The organism is Sulfuricurvum sp., assembly GCF_028681615.1.
In the GTDB taxonomy this organism is placed as follows: domain Bacteria; phylum Campylobacterota; class Campylobacteria; order Campylobacterales; family Sulfurimonadaceae; genus Sulfuricurvum.
On sequence record NZ_JAQUHV010000001.1, the window covers coordinates 67,982 to 86,006 of the forward strand.

20 protein-coding genes and 1 pseudogene are annotated in these 18,025 nt (G+C 44.9%); 5 read left to right on the forward strand and 16 right to left on the reverse strand.

The genetic code is table 11. From position 1 onward, the window contains the following. Positions 1–79: 79 nt before the first annotated feature. Positions 80–718 (forward strand): hypothetical protein, encoded by a 639-nt coding sequence (locus PHE37_RS00335; protein WP_299995083.1) that lies wholly within the window; start codon positions 80–82, stop codon positions 716–718. A gap of 84 nt (positions 719–802) precedes the next feature. Then, positions 803–2,215, forward strand: a complete 1,413-nt coding sequence (locus PHE37_RS00340) for a chloride channel protein (RefSeq protein WP_299995085.1) — start codon at positions 803–805, stop codon at positions 2,213–2,215. A gap of 20 nt (positions 2,216–2,235) precedes the next feature. Here PHE37_RS00340 and ruvX read toward each other — a convergent pair whose 3' ends face one another. From ruvX to rpmH, 7 genes are read right to left on the reverse strand one after another with little or no spacing between them, the layout of a single operon-like run. Beyond that, entirely contained in the window at positions 2,236–2,637 is a 402-nt protein-coding gene (gene ruvX, locus PHE37_RS00345) for a Holliday junction resolvase RuvX (protein WP_299995086.1), read from the reverse strand. After that, positions 2,637–3,986 carry a tRNA uridine-5-carboxymethylaminomethyl(34) synthesis GTPase MnmE gene (mnmE, locus tag PHE37_RS00350; RefSeq protein ID WP_299995091.1) on the reverse strand — a complete coding sequence of 450 codons (1,350 nt, stop codon included), beginning with the start codon at positions 3,984–3,986 and terminating at the stop codon, positions 2,637–2,639. Before mnmE ends, ruvX begins: the two co-directional genes overlap by 1 nt. Then, positions 3,980–4,804, reverse strand: a complete 825-nt coding sequence (locus PHE37_RS00355; RefSeq protein WP_299995088.1) for a Jag N-terminal domain-containing protein — start codon at positions 4,802–4,804, stop codon at positions 3,980–3,982. Before PHE37_RS00355 ends, mnmE begins: the two co-directional genes overlap by 7 nt. Next, positions 4,791–6,401: a membrane protein insertase YidC gene (gene yidC, locus PHE37_RS00360; RefSeq protein ID WP_299995089.1), complete on the reverse strand. Its 1,611-nt coding sequence runs from the start codon at positions 6,399–6,401 to the stop codon at positions 4,791–4,793. Before yidC ends, PHE37_RS00355 begins: the two co-directional genes overlap by 14 nt. After that, entirely contained in the window at positions 6,395–6,727 is a 333-nt protein-coding gene (gene yidD / locus PHE37_RS00365; protein ID WP_300008072.1) for a membrane protein insertion efficiency factor YidD, read from the reverse strand. The genes yidC and yidD overlap by 7 nt, the downstream gene beginning before the upstream one ends. After that, positions 6,705–7,049, reverse strand: a complete 345-nt coding sequence (gene rnpA, locus PHE37_RS00370; RefSeq protein ID WP_299995090.1) for a ribonuclease P protein component — start codon at positions 7,047–7,049, stop codon at positions 6,705–6,707. The genes yidD and rnpA overlap by 23 nt, the downstream gene beginning before the upstream one ends. A gap of 11 nt (positions 7,050–7,060) precedes the next feature. Beyond that, complete coding sequence (rpmH, locus tag PHE37_RS00375) at positions 7,061–7,195, reverse strand: 50S ribosomal protein L34 (RefSeq protein ID WP_013459438.1); 135 nt, start codon at positions 7,193–7,195, stop codon at positions 7,061–7,063. 145 nt (positions 7,196–7,340) lie between these two features. Here rpmH and PHE37_RS00380 point away from each other — a divergent pair, with 145 nt between their 5' ends. Further along, complete coding sequence (locus PHE37_RS00380) at positions 7,341–7,865, forward strand: hypothetical protein (protein WP_299994844.1); 525 nt, start codon at positions 7,341–7,343, stop codon at positions 7,863–7,865. An 87-nt stretch (positions 7,866–7,952) separates the two neighbouring features. On the opposite strand, the gene PHE37_RS00385 is transcribed toward PHE37_RS00380, so the two are convergent. The 6 genes and pseudogenes from PHE37_RS00385 to PHE37_RS00405 all read right to left on the reverse strand — a co-directional run bounded on the left by PHE37_RS00385 (position 7,953) and on the right by PHE37_RS00405 (position 12,640). Then, positions 7,953–8,243, reverse strand: a complete 291-nt coding sequence (locus tag PHE37_RS00385; protein WP_299994846.1) for a hypothetical protein — start codon at positions 8,241–8,243, stop codon at positions 7,953–7,955. A gap of 161 nt (positions 8,244–8,404) precedes the next feature. Further along, a pseudogene (locus tag PHE37_RS13860) lies at positions 8,405–8,620 on the reverse strand (type II toxin-antitoxin system RelE/ParE family toxin); the annotation flags it as partial. A gap of 53 nt (positions 8,621–8,673) precedes the next feature. Continuing rightward, the gene (locus PHE37_RS00390; protein WP_299994847.1) at positions 8,674–8,856 is read right to left on the reverse strand and encodes a hypothetical protein; all 183 of its coding nucleotides are present in this window, start codon (positions 8,854–8,856) and stop codon (positions 8,674–8,676) included. Positions 8,857–8,924: 68 nt separating this feature from the next. Beyond that, positions 8,925–9,215 (reverse strand): hypothetical protein, encoded by a 291-nt coding sequence (locus PHE37_RS00395; RefSeq protein WP_300008074.1) that lies wholly within the window; start codon positions 9,213–9,215, stop codon positions 8,925–8,927. 70 nt (positions 9,216–9,285) lie between these two features. After that, on the reverse strand, positions 9,286–11,865 hold the full coding sequence (locus PHE37_RS00400) for an AAA family ATPase (protein WP_299994851.1): 2,580 nt from the start codon (positions 11,863–11,865) through the stop codon (positions 9,286–9,288). A gap of 76 nt (positions 11,866–11,941) precedes the next feature. Further along, complete coding sequence (locus PHE37_RS00405) at positions 11,942–12,640, reverse strand: DUF445 domain-containing protein (RefSeq protein WP_299994853.1); 699 nt, start codon at positions 12,638–12,640, stop codon at positions 11,942–11,944. Positions 12,641–12,713: 73 nt separating this feature from the next. Here PHE37_RS00405 and PHE37_RS00410 point away from each other — a divergent pair, with 73 nt between their 5' ends. Together PHE37_RS00410 and PHE37_RS00415 are read left to right on the forward strand one after the other, a co-directional pair. Beyond that, positions 12,714–13,193, forward strand: coding sequence for a hypothetical protein (locus PHE37_RS00410; RefSeq protein WP_299994854.1), 480 nt, complete (start codon positions 12,714–12,716; stop codon positions 13,191–13,193). Further along, positions 13,193–13,621, forward strand: coding sequence for a hypothetical protein (locus PHE37_RS00415; RefSeq protein ID WP_299994856.1), 429 nt, complete (start codon positions 13,193–13,195; stop codon positions 13,619–13,621). The genes PHE37_RS00410 and PHE37_RS00415 overlap by 1 nt, the downstream gene beginning before the upstream one ends. On the opposite strand, the gene PHE37_RS00420 is transcribed toward PHE37_RS00415, so the two are convergent. Genes PHE37_RS00420 through PHE37_RS00430 form a run of 3 tightly spaced genes read right to left on the reverse strand, consistent with a single transcriptional unit; the run spans position 13,618 to position 18,017 of the window. Beyond that, positions 13,618–14,970 carry an aminopeptidase P N-terminal domain-containing protein gene (locus PHE37_RS00420; protein WP_300008076.1) on the reverse strand — a complete coding sequence of 451 codons (1,353 nt, stop codon included), beginning with the start codon at positions 14,968–14,970 and terminating at the stop codon, positions 13,618–13,620. The two genes, PHE37_RS00415 and PHE37_RS00420, sit on opposite strands and share 4 nt — an antisense overlap. A gap of 36 nt (positions 14,971–15,006) precedes the next feature. Beyond that, positions 15,007–15,501, reverse strand: coding sequence for a chemotaxis protein CheW (locus PHE37_RS00425; RefSeq protein ID WP_299994859.1), 495 nt, complete (start codon positions 15,499–15,501; stop codon positions 15,007–15,009). A 2-nt stretch (positions 15,502–15,503) separates the two neighbouring features. Further along, a complete protein-coding gene (locus PHE37_RS00430; protein ID WP_299994861.1) occupies positions 15,504–18,017 on the reverse strand; it encodes a chemotaxis protein CheW in 2,514 nt (837 codons plus the stop codon). Positions 18,018–18,025: the final 8 nt, after the last annotated feature.

Genomic DNA, 18,025 nt, shown 5'->3' on the forward strand with positions numbered 1-18,025 from the left:
TACCATTGCGCTAAATCGTTCGCTAAGGGTGCGCAAACGATCCCATGCTACAATTCATCCAAAAAACAGGGACATTCTCATGAAAAAATTTAATCTATTTAAAGAGATTATCGTCGTCTCAAAATCAGAATTCCTCCACGCGGCAAACTCCTCAAAAACTTTTGCGATTACCTATAACGGTAAAATTGTCTTTGAACCGTTTGACGCTGATTTAATCTCAATCTATCAAGGTTCAATACCGGCTCTTTCTCCGCTTTCTACGACACTTTCCCGTCCCATCAGTGCTATGCTGGGGGATAATTATCGCGTCGTTGAAGATGATGATCGAATCTTGATCAAAGCATCCGGAGCATGGCAAAACATCATCAGCTACAACCAAAAACGTGCCCTTTATGACGATACAACCGGAGACGGAATTGCCGAATTTTCCGATAAGAGACTCGAAGACATTGGTTGGCATGCCACAGAATTTTCTATCTCCTATCGTGAAATTGTTGAACAATTCGAAGCACAATGTGACGGGGTATTACTCTGTATCGAGCAAGAAGAGCCCTATCAATTCAGCGGACTAGGATTTGTTTCGGATCTAAACCAGGCACAAGAACTCGCTTTCGAGTATTGTGCCGCAACCATTAAAGACAAGTTAGAAAGTGATGAGGATTTTTCAACCCTCACGGAAGATGAAAGAGAGGCGGCAGAGTTTTTTAAAGTGCTGTGATCGTCTCAATTTAGGAGAAAAAGGGTAGCGATATTTACAATCATTCGTTATACTAAACCATCTCCTTCCCCTTAAAGATGTATTGTGAAAAAACATATCACAGAACAAACGGTTATCTTTTTCAGTGTTTCCAAATGGTTGATTCTCTCCTCTGCAACCGGTATTATGATCGGCTATTTAATGTCAATTTTTTTAAAAACAGTCCATGCTGCACAGGATGCCAGAGGTCTGCTCCCCTTTCATTACTACTATACTCTCCCTTTTGCTTTGATGCTCACCATATGGATTGTCCGGACGTTTGAGAAGAACGCTACCGGACACGGCACCGAAAAAGTGATTGAAGCCGTCCATAAACAAGACGGGTATATCAATGCAAAAGTCATCCCCGTCAAATTGGTCGCAACCGTTCTCACCATCTTTTCCGGAGGATCCGTCGGTAAAGAGGGACCGGGGGCTCAAATCGGAGCAGGTGCTGCTTCGGCTGTTGCGACACTCCTAAAATTTTCCAAACAAGATCGAAAAAAATTGGTCATTTGCGGAATCAGTGCCGGCTTTGCTTCCGTCTTCGGAACCCCTATCGCCGGTGCCATTTTCGGGATAGAAGTTCTGATTATCGGCGTCATCATGTACGATGTTCTTTTACCCTCGTTTATCGCAGGGTTTGCAGCGTTTACGACCGCCCAATTCTTTGGGATTGAATACCCCTATTACGATATCAATTTTTACCGTTCATTGCATTTGGATTTAGGACTTATCGGTCAAGTTATCCTCGCCGGCATCTTTTTCGGTATTGTGTCAGACTCGTTTATTACTACCGTCAACGCTATCGAATCGTGGATTCATAAAATCCCGTATAATCGCTATCTCAAAGCATTTGTTGCAGGTCTCATTTTAGTAGCACTCTCCCTATTGATCTCCGAAAAATATTTGGGATTAGGGCTTTTAACGATCAGCAGCGCGCTCGATCCCACAGCACTAAACTCGGAAAATATTCATTGGTACGATTTTATACTCAAAACGCTCTTCACTTCCGTTACCTTGGGCGCGGGAGGAAGCGGAGGGATCATCACCCCTATTTTTTATGTAGGGGTTACCAGCGGTGTTGCATTCGGACATTTTATGGGGGATCATATCGCTCTCTTTGCCGCTCTCGGTTTTGTCAGCGTTCTCGCCGGAACAACCAATACCCCTATCGCGTCGATCATTATGGCGGTTGAGCTTTTTGGGGTCCATATGGCAAACTATGCGGCACTAAGCGTCGTCATCGCCTTTTTGATCACCGGACACCGAAGTGTTTTCAACTCTCAAAAACTTTCCCTCAAAAAAGCGGATAATATTACTATCGGAGAAGGCAGCGACATCGAAAATACCTCGATCAGTATAAACATGAAAGATATCAATAAAGTAAAAAACCTCCGAAATACCTTCCGGAATACACGCTTTTTATGGGAAGCAAAAGAGAAAAAGAGTGATGGAGAGAAACCGAAAGAAGAGTAGACTTTAGATAAAGTCTTCTTTTAGTTGGTCGGATTTTGCTGTAAATAGCGCTCTAAAATGATCTTCGCTGAGAGCGAATCAATCCGACCGTCGCGCTTGTAACGGATTTCACCCTTCATGAGTTCTTCCGCTTCCTGCGAACTGTGAGACTCGTCCTGATAGACAATCTCTCCAGCGAATTCCACGAGATTCATGAAATGAGCGACTCTGCGACGCATCTCATCCTCGGTAGTACTTCCCATAGGGATACCGACCACAACCATTGTCGCTTCGTATTCATTCAACACTTTTTTGACATCATTAGCGGCTTGATTACGATTTTTGCGTTCAACTGCCGGAAGCGGTGTGACCAGAGCGTTTCCGTAACTGAGCGCTAAGCCGATACGCTTTAGACCCAAATCGATTGCGATAACGGCACCCATCATTTACCCAGACAAAACTGACCGAACATCTTGTCGAACATCTCATCAAGTTCATACGGACGGCTGATCGAGGCGATGGAACGAATCGCCTGATTGATATGAAAAGAGAAAAATTCCAATTCTCCGTCTCGAAGCGGCTCATACGCCTCATCTATAGAACGGACTGCTCCCTCAGTAGCACTGATTTGACGCTGTGAAATAAGCATCATCTCCTCGTCATTGTTCTCATGATCCATCAAAGAGCTCAGCGACTCGATCAATGCCCCCATCTCCTGCTTACAGCTTAGAGATATCGGAGCGTATTGGGCAATCGCCGTTGTCTCAAAGCACTCCGGCAAATCCGATTTGTTCAGTATGCAGATAAACGGTTTCTCATCATGATACCGCTCGATCAAATCGATAATAGCACGGTCTTCTTCATCGATTTCGCGTGAGGAGTCGAAGAGTGCAATCACCACATCGGCATTTTCGATCGCCGCAATGGAGCGTTCGATCCCGATCCGCTCTATCTCATCGTGAGCGTTGCGTATCCCGGCTGTATCGACAAGACGGATGAGATGGGTACCGATGCGCACCTGCTCTTCAATCGTGTCACGTGTCGTTCCGGCGATATCACTGACGATGGCCCGCTCATAATCGAGGAGCGCATTAAGAAGTGAGCTTTTACCGACATTGGGTTTGCCGATAATGGCAACACGAAATCCCTGCATCAATCCAGCACGGCGGCGGCTCGATTCGAGGGTACGGGAGAGGGTATGTTTGATATTGGCGAGTTTGACTTCAATCTGATCTACGACATCCTGCGGCAAATCTTCCTCTGCATAATCGATCACGACTTCGGAATAGGCCAAAATCTCCAGCAGCGAGTCACGGATACCCTCGATGTATCCGCGTAATTCCCCTTTCATTTGACGGGCCAAAATACGGGCGGCATCGTCGCTTTTGGCTTCGATCAAAGCAGCGATCGCTTCCGCCTGAGTCAGGTCAAGACGACCGTTTAAAAATGCCCGTTTGCTAAACTCTCCCGGCTCTGCCAGACGTGCCCCTTCATTCAATACCGCTTTTAGAAGCGATTCGGCTACGACAAAACCGCCGTGGCATTGAAATTCGACAACGGCTTCACCGGTAAAACTCCGAGGGGATTCAAAATAGAGTACAATCGCTTCGTCTATCAGTGTACCGTCCTCATGGTACAACGGGGTTAAAGTAGCGTAACGGGGTTGAAGTTCAGATTTACGAGTGAGTTTTAAAGCGATAGTGAGAGCACGCTCTCCGCTGAGGCGGAGGATCGAGATAGAGCCTATGCCATTCGCAGTGGCAATGGCGGCGATAGTATCATGCATCAATATTCGTGATAACTATTGATGACGATAAATTTACCACCGTCACGGGTTGAACGGATAGCGACATAACGATCCGGATAGCGGTCACGAAGCTGTTTTAGCGCAATTTGTACCAAAACTCCGTCCAAGACTTTTGTCTGTGCACGCCCTTCTTGATCGATAATATCACAAATATTGATCAGATAACGTGAAATCGACTCTTCCTGATTTTTCAGGAATTCGGCGATTTCCAAACGCAGCTGCATACCGTACACGGCATTGATCCAATTGAACAGCATGTACGAAAGGGCTTTATAGCGATATCCCTCTTTACCGATCATAAGCGCCGCATCCGCACCGGTAAACTCAACAAGCAAAGTATTCTCATCGTATACACTAACTTCAATTGGATTGATGTCAAAACAAATATCTTTGAAAAGAATATTGATCTGTTCTTTTACTTCGTCGGCACACTCTTGGGCAGAGATTTCATAAAAATCCTCCTCAAGATCACCTTCTTCTTCAAAGTCATCCGCTTGCTCATAAAACTCATCACCCAAAACCAACTCTTCAGGTTCGATAGCTGAAGGGGCGGCACTCACCGCTTCTTCTTCTATGTCGAAAGGTTCATCATTTTCTATCTCTTTCACAGATGCAGTCACAGATGCAGGGATATTGGTATGAGGAAGATTGGCAATAATAATTGCCGATTTTTTAAAGAGACCCAATACCCCGTTGGAAGGGAATTGTACGATCTCGACTTGGAGTGCGGTTACGGAACATCCAAACTCACGTGCGGCTTGTGCGTATGCGAGTTCTAAAGTTGGTGCTTCAATCTTTTTCATGATGCTTTTCCGCAAGATGAGCTTCATGACGCAATGCACGTGCCGCTTCAAACTGTTTGTTGACCAAATACTGTTGTGCGATTGAGAAAATATTATTCACGAACCAATACAATACAAGCCCTGCCGGGAATGTAAAGAAGAAGAATGTGAAAATAAGCGGCAAAAATTTAAAGATTTTTTCCTGCAACGGATCGGTAAAGTTGCTCGGCGTAATTTTTTGTTGATAATACATCGTCGCACCCATCAAAATAGGCAAGATGTAATACGGGTCCATACGGGAAAGATCGGTAACCCACATCATCCACGGAGCCCCTTGAAGTTCAACCGCATTAAGAAGAACGCGATAGATCGCAAAAAATACCGGGATTTGCAATATAAGCGGTAAACAACCGCCCAGTGGATTTGCTCCGTGTTTTTTATACATTTCCATGACGGCAGCATTCATACGTGCCGGATCACCTTTGTATTTTTCCTGAACCTCTTTAATACGCGGTGCAATCTCTTTGATTTTTTGCATAGAGACCATCCCTTTGTGGGTCAAAGGGTAGAGGAAAATACGGATCAAAATCGTCAGTGCGATGATTGACCATCCCCAGTTACCGACAATGCTGTGAATCCACATCAAGATTTTAAAAATAGGAGCTGCGACAAAAGTAAACCAGCCGTACTCGATAGAATGGGTCAGAATCGGGTTGATAGATTCAAGTGTTTTATACTCTTTCGGTCCAATATAACCGTTGAAAGCAAAATTATTTCCACCCTCCATATACGTCACAGCATTACCTTTGCTGTCATGTTCAACCGTAACCTGTGTAGTCGGGTCAAAACCGTACATGATCGTTGCATAATACTGATCAAATCCGGACATAAAATGGACATCGGTAAAGATGGATCGTCCCTCGACATCACCGTCTTTAAAAATTGTCGTAAGATTATCGCCGGAATAGATCATACCGCCGACAACCGTCATCATCTGTTCTATGATTTTCGGATGTTGTCCGAGATATATGAAGTAGCGTTTTTCATTCGACAGAGAAATTTTTGCATCGTAGTGTCCGTCTGCATAAAACGTCAATGTTTTGGTTACGGTCAATTCCGGAAGATTCTGAGTTAAAACAACCGTCGATTTACCGTTTTCGCCCAATGCGATACTGCTGGCATCACTCGTATACGGTACTTTTGCAGCCGCTTCATTCAAAGCCTGATCCGCGAAACGGATTTGAATCGGTTTTGCCCCTTCAGGAGCGACAAGTTCGGATAATTTACCGTCCTTGCCGTTGTGTTTTTCGTTACTTAAGATGACAGATGAAATACGTCCAAGCGTATCGATTTTAAGCGTAAACTCTTTTGCCGAAATCGTCGTAAGCGTATCGGTACTTGTCGTTTTGATCTCAGTATTGGATACAGGCTGACTGTCAGATTGTTTTACAACGGTAGCATTCGATGCTGTATTTTCTTTTACTACATTCACTTTTGTAGCATTGGACTCGCCGGAAGGTGCTTTCGGAGGAAAGAGCGTGGTATACCCTATAAAAAAGGCAAAAGATAAAGCGACGGCAACGATGAGTCGCTGATTGGGAGTAAACTTTTCTAGCACTGTGACCCTTTAAACTTAAAATTTTTTATCAGAAAATAATTCTGTTGATATGGAACAAACCAGTATTTTATCGTATTTATGGAGAGTTCGGAGGGTTTTAACGTCGGTTTGTTGATAATCGGATAATCAATACCGCCGGAAAAAAGTTGATTACACCGTAATATTCGTAAAAAAGTGGAGTAAAAAGCACGCGGGAGAGTGTTTCGTTCAAATTGCCATAAAGCATATTCGGAGCAAGAAGGATAGTGGCGGCACGCTCCGCGTGTCACCAATGAGAAAGAGTGCCGATAGAGCCAAAGGAGCTTAAGAAAGAAGATTCTTATCATCACCTGTTCCGCTCATGCCACCCGTCCGTTTTAAAACATATTTGCAGTCGCGTCGCACCGTATCAAAAGGGTTGTCAAATAACCCTTTTTTGGCGACAAAAACGTACCATCCGTCTTGCGCATTAGGTGAAAACTCGTCAAAAAGCGCCCGTAAGCGCCTTTTACACCGATTTCTCACTACTGCATTACCGACTTTTTTACTGGCCGTAAATCCAACTCTTTTTTCTCCCGTTAAAGGGAGATAAAACAACGCGATCGAAGTGCTGTGCGCATTCTTACCACGCTGATAAACACGCTGAAACTCACTATGGAGCTTTAGCATCGAAAAGCTATTTAGACAGCCAATCGTTTTCTACCCTTAGCACGACGAGCGTTCAATACTCGACGGCCGTTTTTTGTCGCCATACGTGCACGGAAACCGTGGGTACGTTTACGTGGCGTATTATGCGGTTGGTATGTTCTTTTCATAAGCCATTCCCTTTAGAAATTTTTAGCACGCAATAATAGACAATTTTTACTTAAAGGTCGGTTAAGCTTCGTAAAAGCTTGTTAAAACAATCTGGAATCTGGCCGATATTGTCACAAAGATTCAATACTTATTAAAGGTAAGATCATGACAACAGCCACTTCTCTTGATGCCTATCGTTCGCATGAACTCAGTATTCAAATGAAAACCAGCTCCGGTGATACCCTATCTCTTAATTTTCAAAATACACAATCACTCTCTATGAGCGAAAAAACCTCGGATAGTTCAAAAGAGCAATCGTTCTCTTTTTCATCCATGCAGGCATTTTCGTTTACTATCGACAGCAACGGTATCACTGCCCAAGATCAAAAAGAGATCAATGCTTTCATGAAAAAAGCACAGCCTTATATTGATAAATTCATGAAAGAGCTCTCCGATCAAAACCAAACAACCCCGATTAACAAAGTCGCCTCGGATGTTACCAAGCTTATCGGAAACCTCAACAACACGGATCAAAATACGAAGAACTATGCCAAAAAAGGGGTAGTTGACCTCTTCGATAACAGTTTAAAGAGTGTCAAATCGGATGAAAAAATGATTAGCGAAGCCCAAAAACTACTTCAAAAGATTATTGACGGATTTGATAAAACGATGAAAAGTATCTACGCATAAGGTTTTAAAAAATCCCTGAGATTTTGAACAAGAGATAAGTAGGTATATTAAAATCAGGTTATCTACTCATTTTACACCTTTTCATGTTTAATTTATTGATTTCAAAAATACTATAGATGCCTTATTTTTAACTAAAAAGCTAGCAACCAACGAATAATGATCATTCTCATCCGTATATACAGAAACTTCCACAATACACTTTTGATCATCTTGAATTTTTGCCACTTCCAATGGAAATACAAACTTCGTATTCTTTGGATATTTTTTTGAAATTTTCTGAAACATATCGCTTTTCACAAGAGTAGAAATTGCCTTTTCTTTTACAAGATTTAGATTATTAATTGATACATTATTGCACTTCATCTCTTGAGTAGGCATTTATTGTTCCGCATGTAGAGACAAAAAACTCATAAGTAGAAATAAGTTTCTTGGTATCCATAAATATTTCACGTCATCTTCCTAATCACAATCCAATTATTCATATATATAACCCTCTATCTTGTGTTACTAAACTTATCCTTTTGAATGAGAAAGTTAAGCTAATTAAAATATCGCATCGCTTGATGAAGTACCCTAATAATGGATACTTTCGTATCAGTTACGCGGTAAATCACAATATAAGGGAAGCGGCGCATGATATATTCACGCGTTCCTGCTTTTTTTCCTTCTCGGTAGTTTAGAGGATTTTTGAGGATTCTATTCGTAGCGTTTTTGATTGAGAAGAGTGCTTGTTCTGCGATAAAGGGGGATGCTTCAGAAGCGTAAAATAGCTATTTTTTGTCGGTCGGCTTGAGAGCGTCGCGACCATTCAAGCTGCCGTTGTTCCATGCTTTTTGTGTAGTGTTTCCATAAATATCTTCATCTGTTCTTCGGCTTCAGCATCACTGAGAACATTACCGTTCTCAATATCTGCTAAACCTTTCTCTACTTCGGCGATATACCACGCATCGTAAGCGGCTTGTTGATCTATTTGTTCAATTTTTTCGCTCATTGCAGGCTCCTTTTCGAGGTTTAATGATGATATTTTAACACGAATTTTGTCAAATAAAGATTAGACGACTAAGGCTTTAAAAAATCCCTGAGCATAGGCTGATTCGATTGCCCTTTGGGTGCCAAATCAATTTGGACGGAGGGTTTAAGCTTCATATGACAATCGCGGCATTCGCGTATCACAGCGTGTTCCGCTACTCTCGCTCCTTCGATTTTTGCGATCGGATGACACGCAAAACAATCGCTTCCGCAATCACCCATTTTGGCAGGATCCGCACTGTGGCATTTGATACACGTCGTCATCGGTTTGTGCCGTTTGTCGGTATCAATATTTTTAAGCAATGCGGGATGACAGGTCATACAATCCCCTGTACATCCCCAAAGCGGTAATAATAGTATAAAGAGAAGCGCGATCGTTTTCATTGTGCCATTATGCCACAGCTACAGTAATCTCATTATCCCTTACATCAAATGTTACCGACGAGCCCTCTTCGACTTCTCCTCCGAGAATCAAATCGGCAAGACGGTCTTCAACGATCTCATACAATGCCCGCTTAAGAGGTCGAGCACCGTATACCGGATCGAACCCTGCTTGTGCAACGTAGCGTTTGGCCGCATCGGTAAGCGTAAGGGTAATATCACGTTCTTCCACTTTTGCCGCGATATCGGCAAAGAACAGATCAACGATACTGAGAATTTGTGCTTCTCCCAACGGATTAAAGACCACCACATCATCAAGTCGGTTCAAAAACTCCGGTTTAAAGTGTTGTTTGAGTTCACCGAGAACCATCTCTTCGAGCTTCGGATCGCCGTGATGCGCCATAATCTTGTCACTCGCGATGTTAGAGGTCAAAATGATGATGGTATTGGTGAAATCGACCACTACCCCTTTATTGTCGGTCAGACGCCCGTCATCGAGCACCTGAAGGAGTACGTTGAACACATCAGGATGCGCTTTTTCGACCTCATCGAACAAAATAACGCTGTACGGCTTGCGGCGTACCGCTTCGGTCAGCTGTCCTCCCTCATCAAATCCGACATATCCCGGAGGTGCCCCCACAAGACGTGACACCGCATGTTTCTCCATATATTCGGACATATCGATACGGATCATCGATTCACTGCTGTCGAAGAGAAATTTTGCCAATGTTTTTGCCGTCTGCGTTTTCCCGACCCCGGTAGGTCCGAGGAACAGGAACGATCCGATCGGACGGCTCTTATCGGAAAGTCCCGCTTTGTTACGCTTGATCGCACGGGCAACCGCATGAGTCGCTTTTTGCTGCCCCACTACTTCTTTGTTCAACTCATCTTCGATGTGGAGGATCTTCTCTTTTTCGCTTTGGAGCATTTTGTTTACCGGAATTTTTGTCCAACGGCTCACGATTCCGGCGATGGAGGCTTCATCGACACTGTTTTTAAGCAATGTCCCCTCTGCTACCATCTCTTTCCAACGCTCTTGAAGTGCTTTTTCTTCCTCAAAAAGTTTCGGGATTTGTCCGTATTCAATCTCGGCGGCTTTGTTAAAATCAGCTGCTTGTTTTGCACTTTCGGCTTCGCGTCGTTTGGCTTCGATTTCGGCTTTGATTTTGGCGACACGCTCAAACACTTCTTTCTCATGGGCGAACTGCGATTCCAGACTGCGTCGCTCTTCGCCTGCATCGGCGAGTTCGCGTTCGATCTCTTCGAGCCGTTTGGTATTGGCTACCGACTCTTCCATTTTGAGCGCCTCTTTCTCTACCTGCAACTGCGTCAATTTTCGTTTGATCGCCGCAAGGGCATTCGGCTCGGATTCGATCTGCATTTTAAGTTCGGCTGCCGCTTCATCGATCAAATCGATCGCTTTGTCCGGCAGGAACCGGTCATTAATATAGCGATCAGAGAGTTTCGCCGCCGCTACCAGTGCCGAATCGGTGATCGTGACGTTATGGTGCGATTCAAGACGCTCCTTCAATCCGCGAAGAATTTGAAGCGATTGGTTGACACTCGGCTCGTCTACATTGACCGGTTGAAAACGGCGCTGCAATGCCGCATCTTTTTCGAAATATTTGCGATATTCTTTGAGCGTCGTGGCCCCGATCGTGTGCAATTCTCCCCGTGCCAATGCCGGTTTGAGGATATTGGCCGCGTCCATCGACCCCTCAGACGCACCCGCTCCTACAATCGTGTGAATCTCATCGATAAAGAGGATAACGTTTGCCGATTTTTTTACCTCGTCGATAACCGCTTTGAGACGGTCTTCGAACTCTCCACGGTATTTTGCCCCTGCAATCAACGCACTCATATCCAGCGCGATCACTTTTTTGTTTTGGAGACTAAGCGGAACCTCTTTGTTATAGATACGCTGTGCCAATCCCTCTACAAGAGCCGTTTTACCGACACCGGGTTCACCGAGAAGGATCGGATTGTTTTTGGTTTTACGAATCAGGATCTGCATCATACGACCGATCTCTTCATCCCGTCCGATCACCGGTGACAGTTTCCCTTCTGCCGCTTCTTTTGTCAAATCGATCCCATATTTAGCAAGCGATTCGAGATTTTCATCTGCCGTTTGCGATTCGATCTTTTGCCCTGCACGGGACGCTTCAAACGTTTTAGTTAACTCTCGCAAATCGACGTATTTGCCTAAAATCGCTTTAAACGGATCATTTTGAAGATTGGCAATGATATACGTGTCAATCGCCAAAAAGCTGTCCCCGTTTTTCGCCATTTCCCCTGAACTTACTTCAAGCGAATGGGCAAAATTGCGCGAGAGCCGGATGCTCTCTTTTGTCACGTGAGAGGCACTCGGGAGCTTGGACGCCGTACTTTTGACATCAAGCTCAATCGCCGTTTTATCGATGCTCATTTTGTTGAGCATTTGGTTGAGTGGCGAGTTGCTGTTAGCCAGCAATGCCCATAAAAAATGGATTGGTTCTACTTCGCTGTTTTTATTATGTAAAGCTAGAGAGATCGACGACTCGATCATCTCGGTCATTTGGTGGGTAAGTTTTTCAAAAATATTAGATGCCATAAAATTCTCCTAAATTGAGTTACAAGAATTATAGTACTTTGAGTCACTTGTTGTCAAGTCTTTTAAGTAAAATCTTTTAAAGTACTAAAGAGGATACGATTCCGATCGCCCCGCCAAAGACTCCTCCCCATACGACAAGCCATCCCAAATGCTCTTTCATCAGGGCATGAAGCATCTCTTTGATCATCGTAGGGGTTAACTCTGCCAATCGTAATTCAACAATCTCACCGATCGTATCCGTCAAATGACCGCTCCCTTGATGCAAATGCTCATTTAGCGCATTTATAAACGACTCGCTTTGCGAAATCTCAATCGTAGAGGTCTTGATCTTTTCTAAAAACGGCTCTTTGAGTTTTCCGATAATCGCTTCGCCTCCGAACATCCCTATCATACCACCCAATGATGAATCCATGACACTCCGTACCAATGCGTTGTATGCCGGAGTAAAATCGGTTTGTTCGATGATCGGAGTCAAATCGATGGTACGTTCCTGAGATCTTACAAACGATTCGATTTTTTCAGGGGTAAAAAACTGCTCCATAATGAGTGTTTTAAGGGCTATACGGATCGATTCAAACCGATCCAAAATGATTCCGGAACCGTAGAGAAACGGAACTTTCTCAAATAACATATGTATTGCAAGCTGATTCGTCACCGCTCCGGAGAGGGCAAACAGTCCGGCACTGCGCAACGCTGTTGAAGCAGAGCCTTCAGCTATATACGATACCCCGATCACTGTAATAGCAACGGCATTCGTCATCCATCCTTTATCCATTTCAAAAACTCCTATCGTTAATACATGTATTATACAAAAAAGGTTAAAGTTACACCCAAAAAAGGAGAGGTAAATGATTCTACATACTCTAGATACACTGCTTAAAACGGGTGAATCGACTGCTATCTTAGGCGCCGTCTCCTCTGCACTCGATCGAAGTGACGAAGCTCCGTTTTGGCGGCAAAAAAGTCTGCCGTTTTGTGAAGCTGTTTTAAGTGTACTGATTCCTCTTCGAGAGCAAAACCTCTTATTTGATCCTGAGGGAAATCCGCACACGGAGCTGACAGCCTCACTTTTTATACGTTGGTGCGATTTGCTGAGTCTCAAAACTCTTGCGTTTACTCTTACAAAAAGCAACGAGGCGGGGAGACTTCTTCGGACAAAAATCGATACGGATTCCTACCAATCCGTCGATTTGGAGATTTTGGGGAAATATCTCAGCAGTTACAGTGTCAATCTCTCCGATGAATGGGTCGATTTCCCGATAACAAACTACAATCTTCATATCGGAATGACATCGCTGCTCACTAAAATACTCGAAGGAAAATGTTAATGCAAGAGATGAAAGCCCTTACCGTCAACAGTTATCTCGCAAGCAGTGAGATCACAAAACTGCTCGATAATGTCGAATACATACTGATGGCATCCCCATCGATGATGGTGGATGAACTTCCGATCCATTTCACGATTATCCTGAACACTTCTGAGATTCTCCCCGAAGAAGTCAAACCGCTGATTTTTGAAAAATTCTGCCGTGAGTTGGGAATTACCGCGACGAGTCATGTTTTAAGCAACCATGAACGGATCGCCTTTGCCCTGACGACTCAAGAGACACCAATGCCCAAACATATCATCGACGATGCCGAAGCCAATACGATTCCGTGGACATTACTGCATATCATCGATTTTTTAGGAGATTCGGAAGGGTTTAAAGAGGCAAAAGACGGCCTCAGCGGATGGAGTTATAGTTATAACCGTTAACTCCGACAGGCGGATTCAATCTCTTCTATACTCTTCGCAATCATAGAGGAAAGATTCTCATATCCCTCTTCAGTGACGAGAATGTTATCCTCGATGCGGATACCGATACCTCGGTAGCGTTCCGGGACACTCTCATCATCGGCGCGGAAATAGAGCCCCGGCTCAATCGTCATCACCATCCCCGCTTCAAAAACCAATGCTTCCCCCGCTTCATCGACATACGGACACGGATCATGGACGTCCAGTCCCATCCAGTGTCCGATACCGTGCGGAGAATATTTTTTATGCTCTTTTGCCTCCATCAGAGCACTTCGTTCACCGCTCAATACGCCCAAAGTGATCAATGCATCGCACAGCAGTTCTTCGCTATAGGTTTGGAGCCAGTCCCGTTTAACACCCGGAGCTATCGCATCAATCACACGAAGCTGTACCTCTAATACTGCGTTGTAAACCTCACGCTGCGCATCGCTGAAGGTCCCGTTTACAGGGAAAGTACGGGTGATGTCGCTGGCATAAAGTTCTACCTCGCACGCCGCATCAATCAATACCAGTTCCCCGTCTCGGAGTTCATCGCTATTGTCGACATAGTGCAGAGTATTGGCATTATTCCCCCCTGCGACAATCGTCCCGTAAGCTTCGGTATGTCCGCCTCCGTTGACGAAAACATACGTCATTTCCGCCTGCAGCTGATATTCCTTCATCCCAGCATGTGAGCGCTTCATCGCGGTATGATGGGCATCCGAGGTCAATGCGACGGCTCGGCGGATCGTCTCGATCTCTTCAGGTGTTTTAAGAAGACGCATGGAGCGGATCAGGTGGGTAACATCGCGAAAAGATCGGATATGGCGTTTGACGCCGCGCGTTTCACGCAGCAGTCTGGCCGCCAATTTGGCTTCACTCAACGCTTCCGAATCGTCAAAAAGATCAATGTAAAGGTTCACATGCTCACGCAAAAGATCTTTTATTTCATCCGGGTAATCTTTAATATTACGGACTTCGTCGACATTAAAACGTTCTTTGGCTTTCTCAATACCGTGCCGTGCACCGTTCCAAAGCGCATATTGCTCATCAAACGCTTCCACGTACAGTATCGTTTTCGTCTCACTCTGGGTTTTGATCAAAATCAGTAGCGAATTACTTTCATTAAAACCGGTAAGATAGTAAAAATCGCTGTTTTGCCGGTAGGGGTGTTCGGTATCGTTCGATCGTACCGCAGGCATCGCTGCGGTTACGATTGCAACTCCGTCCTCCATACGCTCGAGGAGTTTAATGCGGCGATTTAAAAAGTGTTTTTCATTCATGGCGGTATTGTGCCATATTTTACTCGTCATTGCGGACTCGATCCGCAATCTTAGATCCTGAATCAAGTTCAGGATGACGAAAGGCTAGAAATTTCTTTCCAGTAGTTTGCCGACTTTGAGAATCGTGATGATACGGTCGGCTTGTTTACCGACGCCGTCAATCATACTCTCTTCTTCAGAAATCGTATCCGGTGCCGGACCGACATCTTTTTTCGGCAAACGTATTGCTTCGGTAAGGCGATCGATGACGAATCCGGCTACATCGTCACCGTTTTTCATAACGATAAAACGGGTCTCTTCCGTATGCTTCATCGTCTCCAAACCGAAACGGGAACGTAAATCGATCAACGGAATAACGGAACCGCGAAGATTGAACACCCCTAAAATATAAGCGGGCGTTTGCGGAACACGTGTCCAGGAAATCGGCTTAATGATCTCTTGAATACTCAAAATGGGTACCGAAAACTCTTCGTCACCGACGATGAAGCCGACCAGTTGGATTACTTCATCGATTTTCGTATCGTCTCCGGAGAGGGCTTTATGCTGTTTATTGATGATTTGTTGAAGTTTTTCACTCATAATTATAGTCCCTCGTTAAACTTGATATTGCGTTTTACGACATTCATCAGATATTCCGGTGAATACGGTTTCGTGATGTACTCAACCATTCCCGATTCTACTCCACGCATCCGATCGGCTTTTCCGGTTCGGGATGTGACGGCAATGAGCGGAAGATTTTTATACTTGTTGTATTTTTTGATCTCGGCAGCCAAACTGTATCCGTCCATACGCGGCATCTCGATATCGATTAACATCGCATCAAAGATATGATCACCTTGTTTCAGGATATTCAGAGCTTCGACACCGTCCGTCGCTTCGACAAGAGTAATCCCCATCGGTTCTAACGATTTACGCATAATCGTACGGTCGGTTTTGGAATCATCCACGATCATGACACAATAATCGCTGGCTGAGTTTTTAGCCCCGCCGCGCCCTTTTGCCTCCGAACTCTCTTGTCCGACAGTCGATTTGACCGATTTTGCCATTTGCATCAAAGCTGCGACATCGACAATCAAAGTTACGCCGCCATCCCCGCGAATGGTCGCTCCGGCAATCCCTTCGATCCCTTTCAGATATTCGCCGAGAGATTTGATAACGATCTCTTCTTGGCCTACCAATGAATCGACGATCAGGCCGATTTTACTCTCTGCAAGTCCCAATACAACGACATATGCATGCTCGCTGTTGTCAAAGACCCGCTCCACTTCAAAGATATCCCCGATGTGTACCAAAGAGAGAACTTCATCACGCAAACGCATAACCGAACGACTCTCAACCGTGTAAATCTCATCTTTGCTGATACGTACCGTTTCAAGGACCGATGCGAGAGGGATCGCATAATACTCTTCCTGAACCCCGACCAATAGCGCTTGGATAATCGCAAGGGTAAGTGGGATTTTGAGTTTCATCGACGTCCCTTGACCCACTTCGGAGTCGATGTCGATCATACCGTTAAGTTTTTCAATATTGGTTTTAACCACGTCCATTCCGACGCCGCGTCCAGACACACTCGTAACTTGTGTAGCCGTCGAGAATCCCGGGCGGAAAATAAGACCGAATGCCTCTTTTTCAGACATACCGTCGGCCTCTTTCTCGGTAATAACCCCTTTTTCGATTGACTTGGATTTGAGCATATCCGCATCAAGCCCTTTTCCGTCATCAACAATTTGAATAACGATATGGTTCCCTTCATGATACGCTTTGAGATGGATAGTTCCTGTCTCTTCCTTACCGGAAGCAAGACGAACTTCCGGCGTTTCAATCCCGTGATCGCACGAATTACGGATAATATGGACCAACGGATCCCCGATCTCTTCAACGATTGATTTATCGAGTTCCGTCTCTTCCCCTGTAATCTCAAGTTCGATTTTTTTATTCAGTTCACGGGAAAGGTCACGAATCATCCGAGGGAATTTGTTAAAGACTTTTCCGATCGGCAACATCCGTGTTTTCATAACGGCAATCTGTAAATCCGTCGTAACCAAAGAGACGATCGATACGACCTGGTTCAGCTCTTCGAGGAAGGCTTCCCCCTCGTATCGTTCCTCAACGTCATCATTTATTTTAATAAGGCGGTTTTTACCTAAAACCAATTCTCCGATCAGGTTCATCAAATGATCCAGCCGTTTGACATCGACACGAATCGTCTGCTCTACCGAAGAACCGCCACGGGCTTCCCCATCCTCTTTCGCTTCGGCTCGTCGTGCAACCGGAGCCGGTTTTGTCTCAACTTTTGGCTGAGGTGCCGCAACTGGCGGAGCAACCGGTACCGGTGCTGGAGTCGGTTCAGCCTTCGGTGCTTTTTCTTCCTCTTTTTTCTGTGCCCGTTTTGCCGCATCTTCGGCCTGACGAACGGCAATAAGACGTTCAATCTCCGCTTCGACTTCGGCTTCGCTCATCCCCGAATAATCCGGTTCTTCCTCTTCTGCTGCTACCGGTGTACTTGCCGCAGCGGCATGACTCGCTCGTTTGGCAGCATCTTCGGCTTGACGCTGTGCTAAAAGACGTTCGATTTCCGCTTCTACTTCCGCATCGCTCATTCCGGCATAATCGGGTTCTTCTTCGACCGCAGCTGCTGTCACAACCGGTTCAGGTTTGGATACAGGGGCTGCCGGGGCAGCAGGCGGCGCAACTGTTTCTCCTAAAGCCGTTCCGTTTGCAACGGCATCAAGACGCATAACGCATCCTGAAATCTCTAATCCTGAATCTTCGCCGCTGTCGCGGATACGTACGAGAAGAGCTTTCATCAAATCGATCGATTCGAGGATTACGTCCATGACATCCGCATCAATCACCAAGTCTCCGTGACGTGCCATATTCAACAGATTTTCCATATGGTGGGTCAAATGGGTCAAAACATCGAAATTTAAAAAAGAACTTGCCCCTTTGATCGTATGCGCTACCCGGAAAATACGGTTAAGCAAATCCAAATCATCAGGTCGGGACTCCAACTCGACAAGATCCTGATCCAGTTGTTCAATCAGTTCAAACGACTCAACCAAAAAATCTTGTAATATCTCTTGAAATTCATCCATTGGTTAAC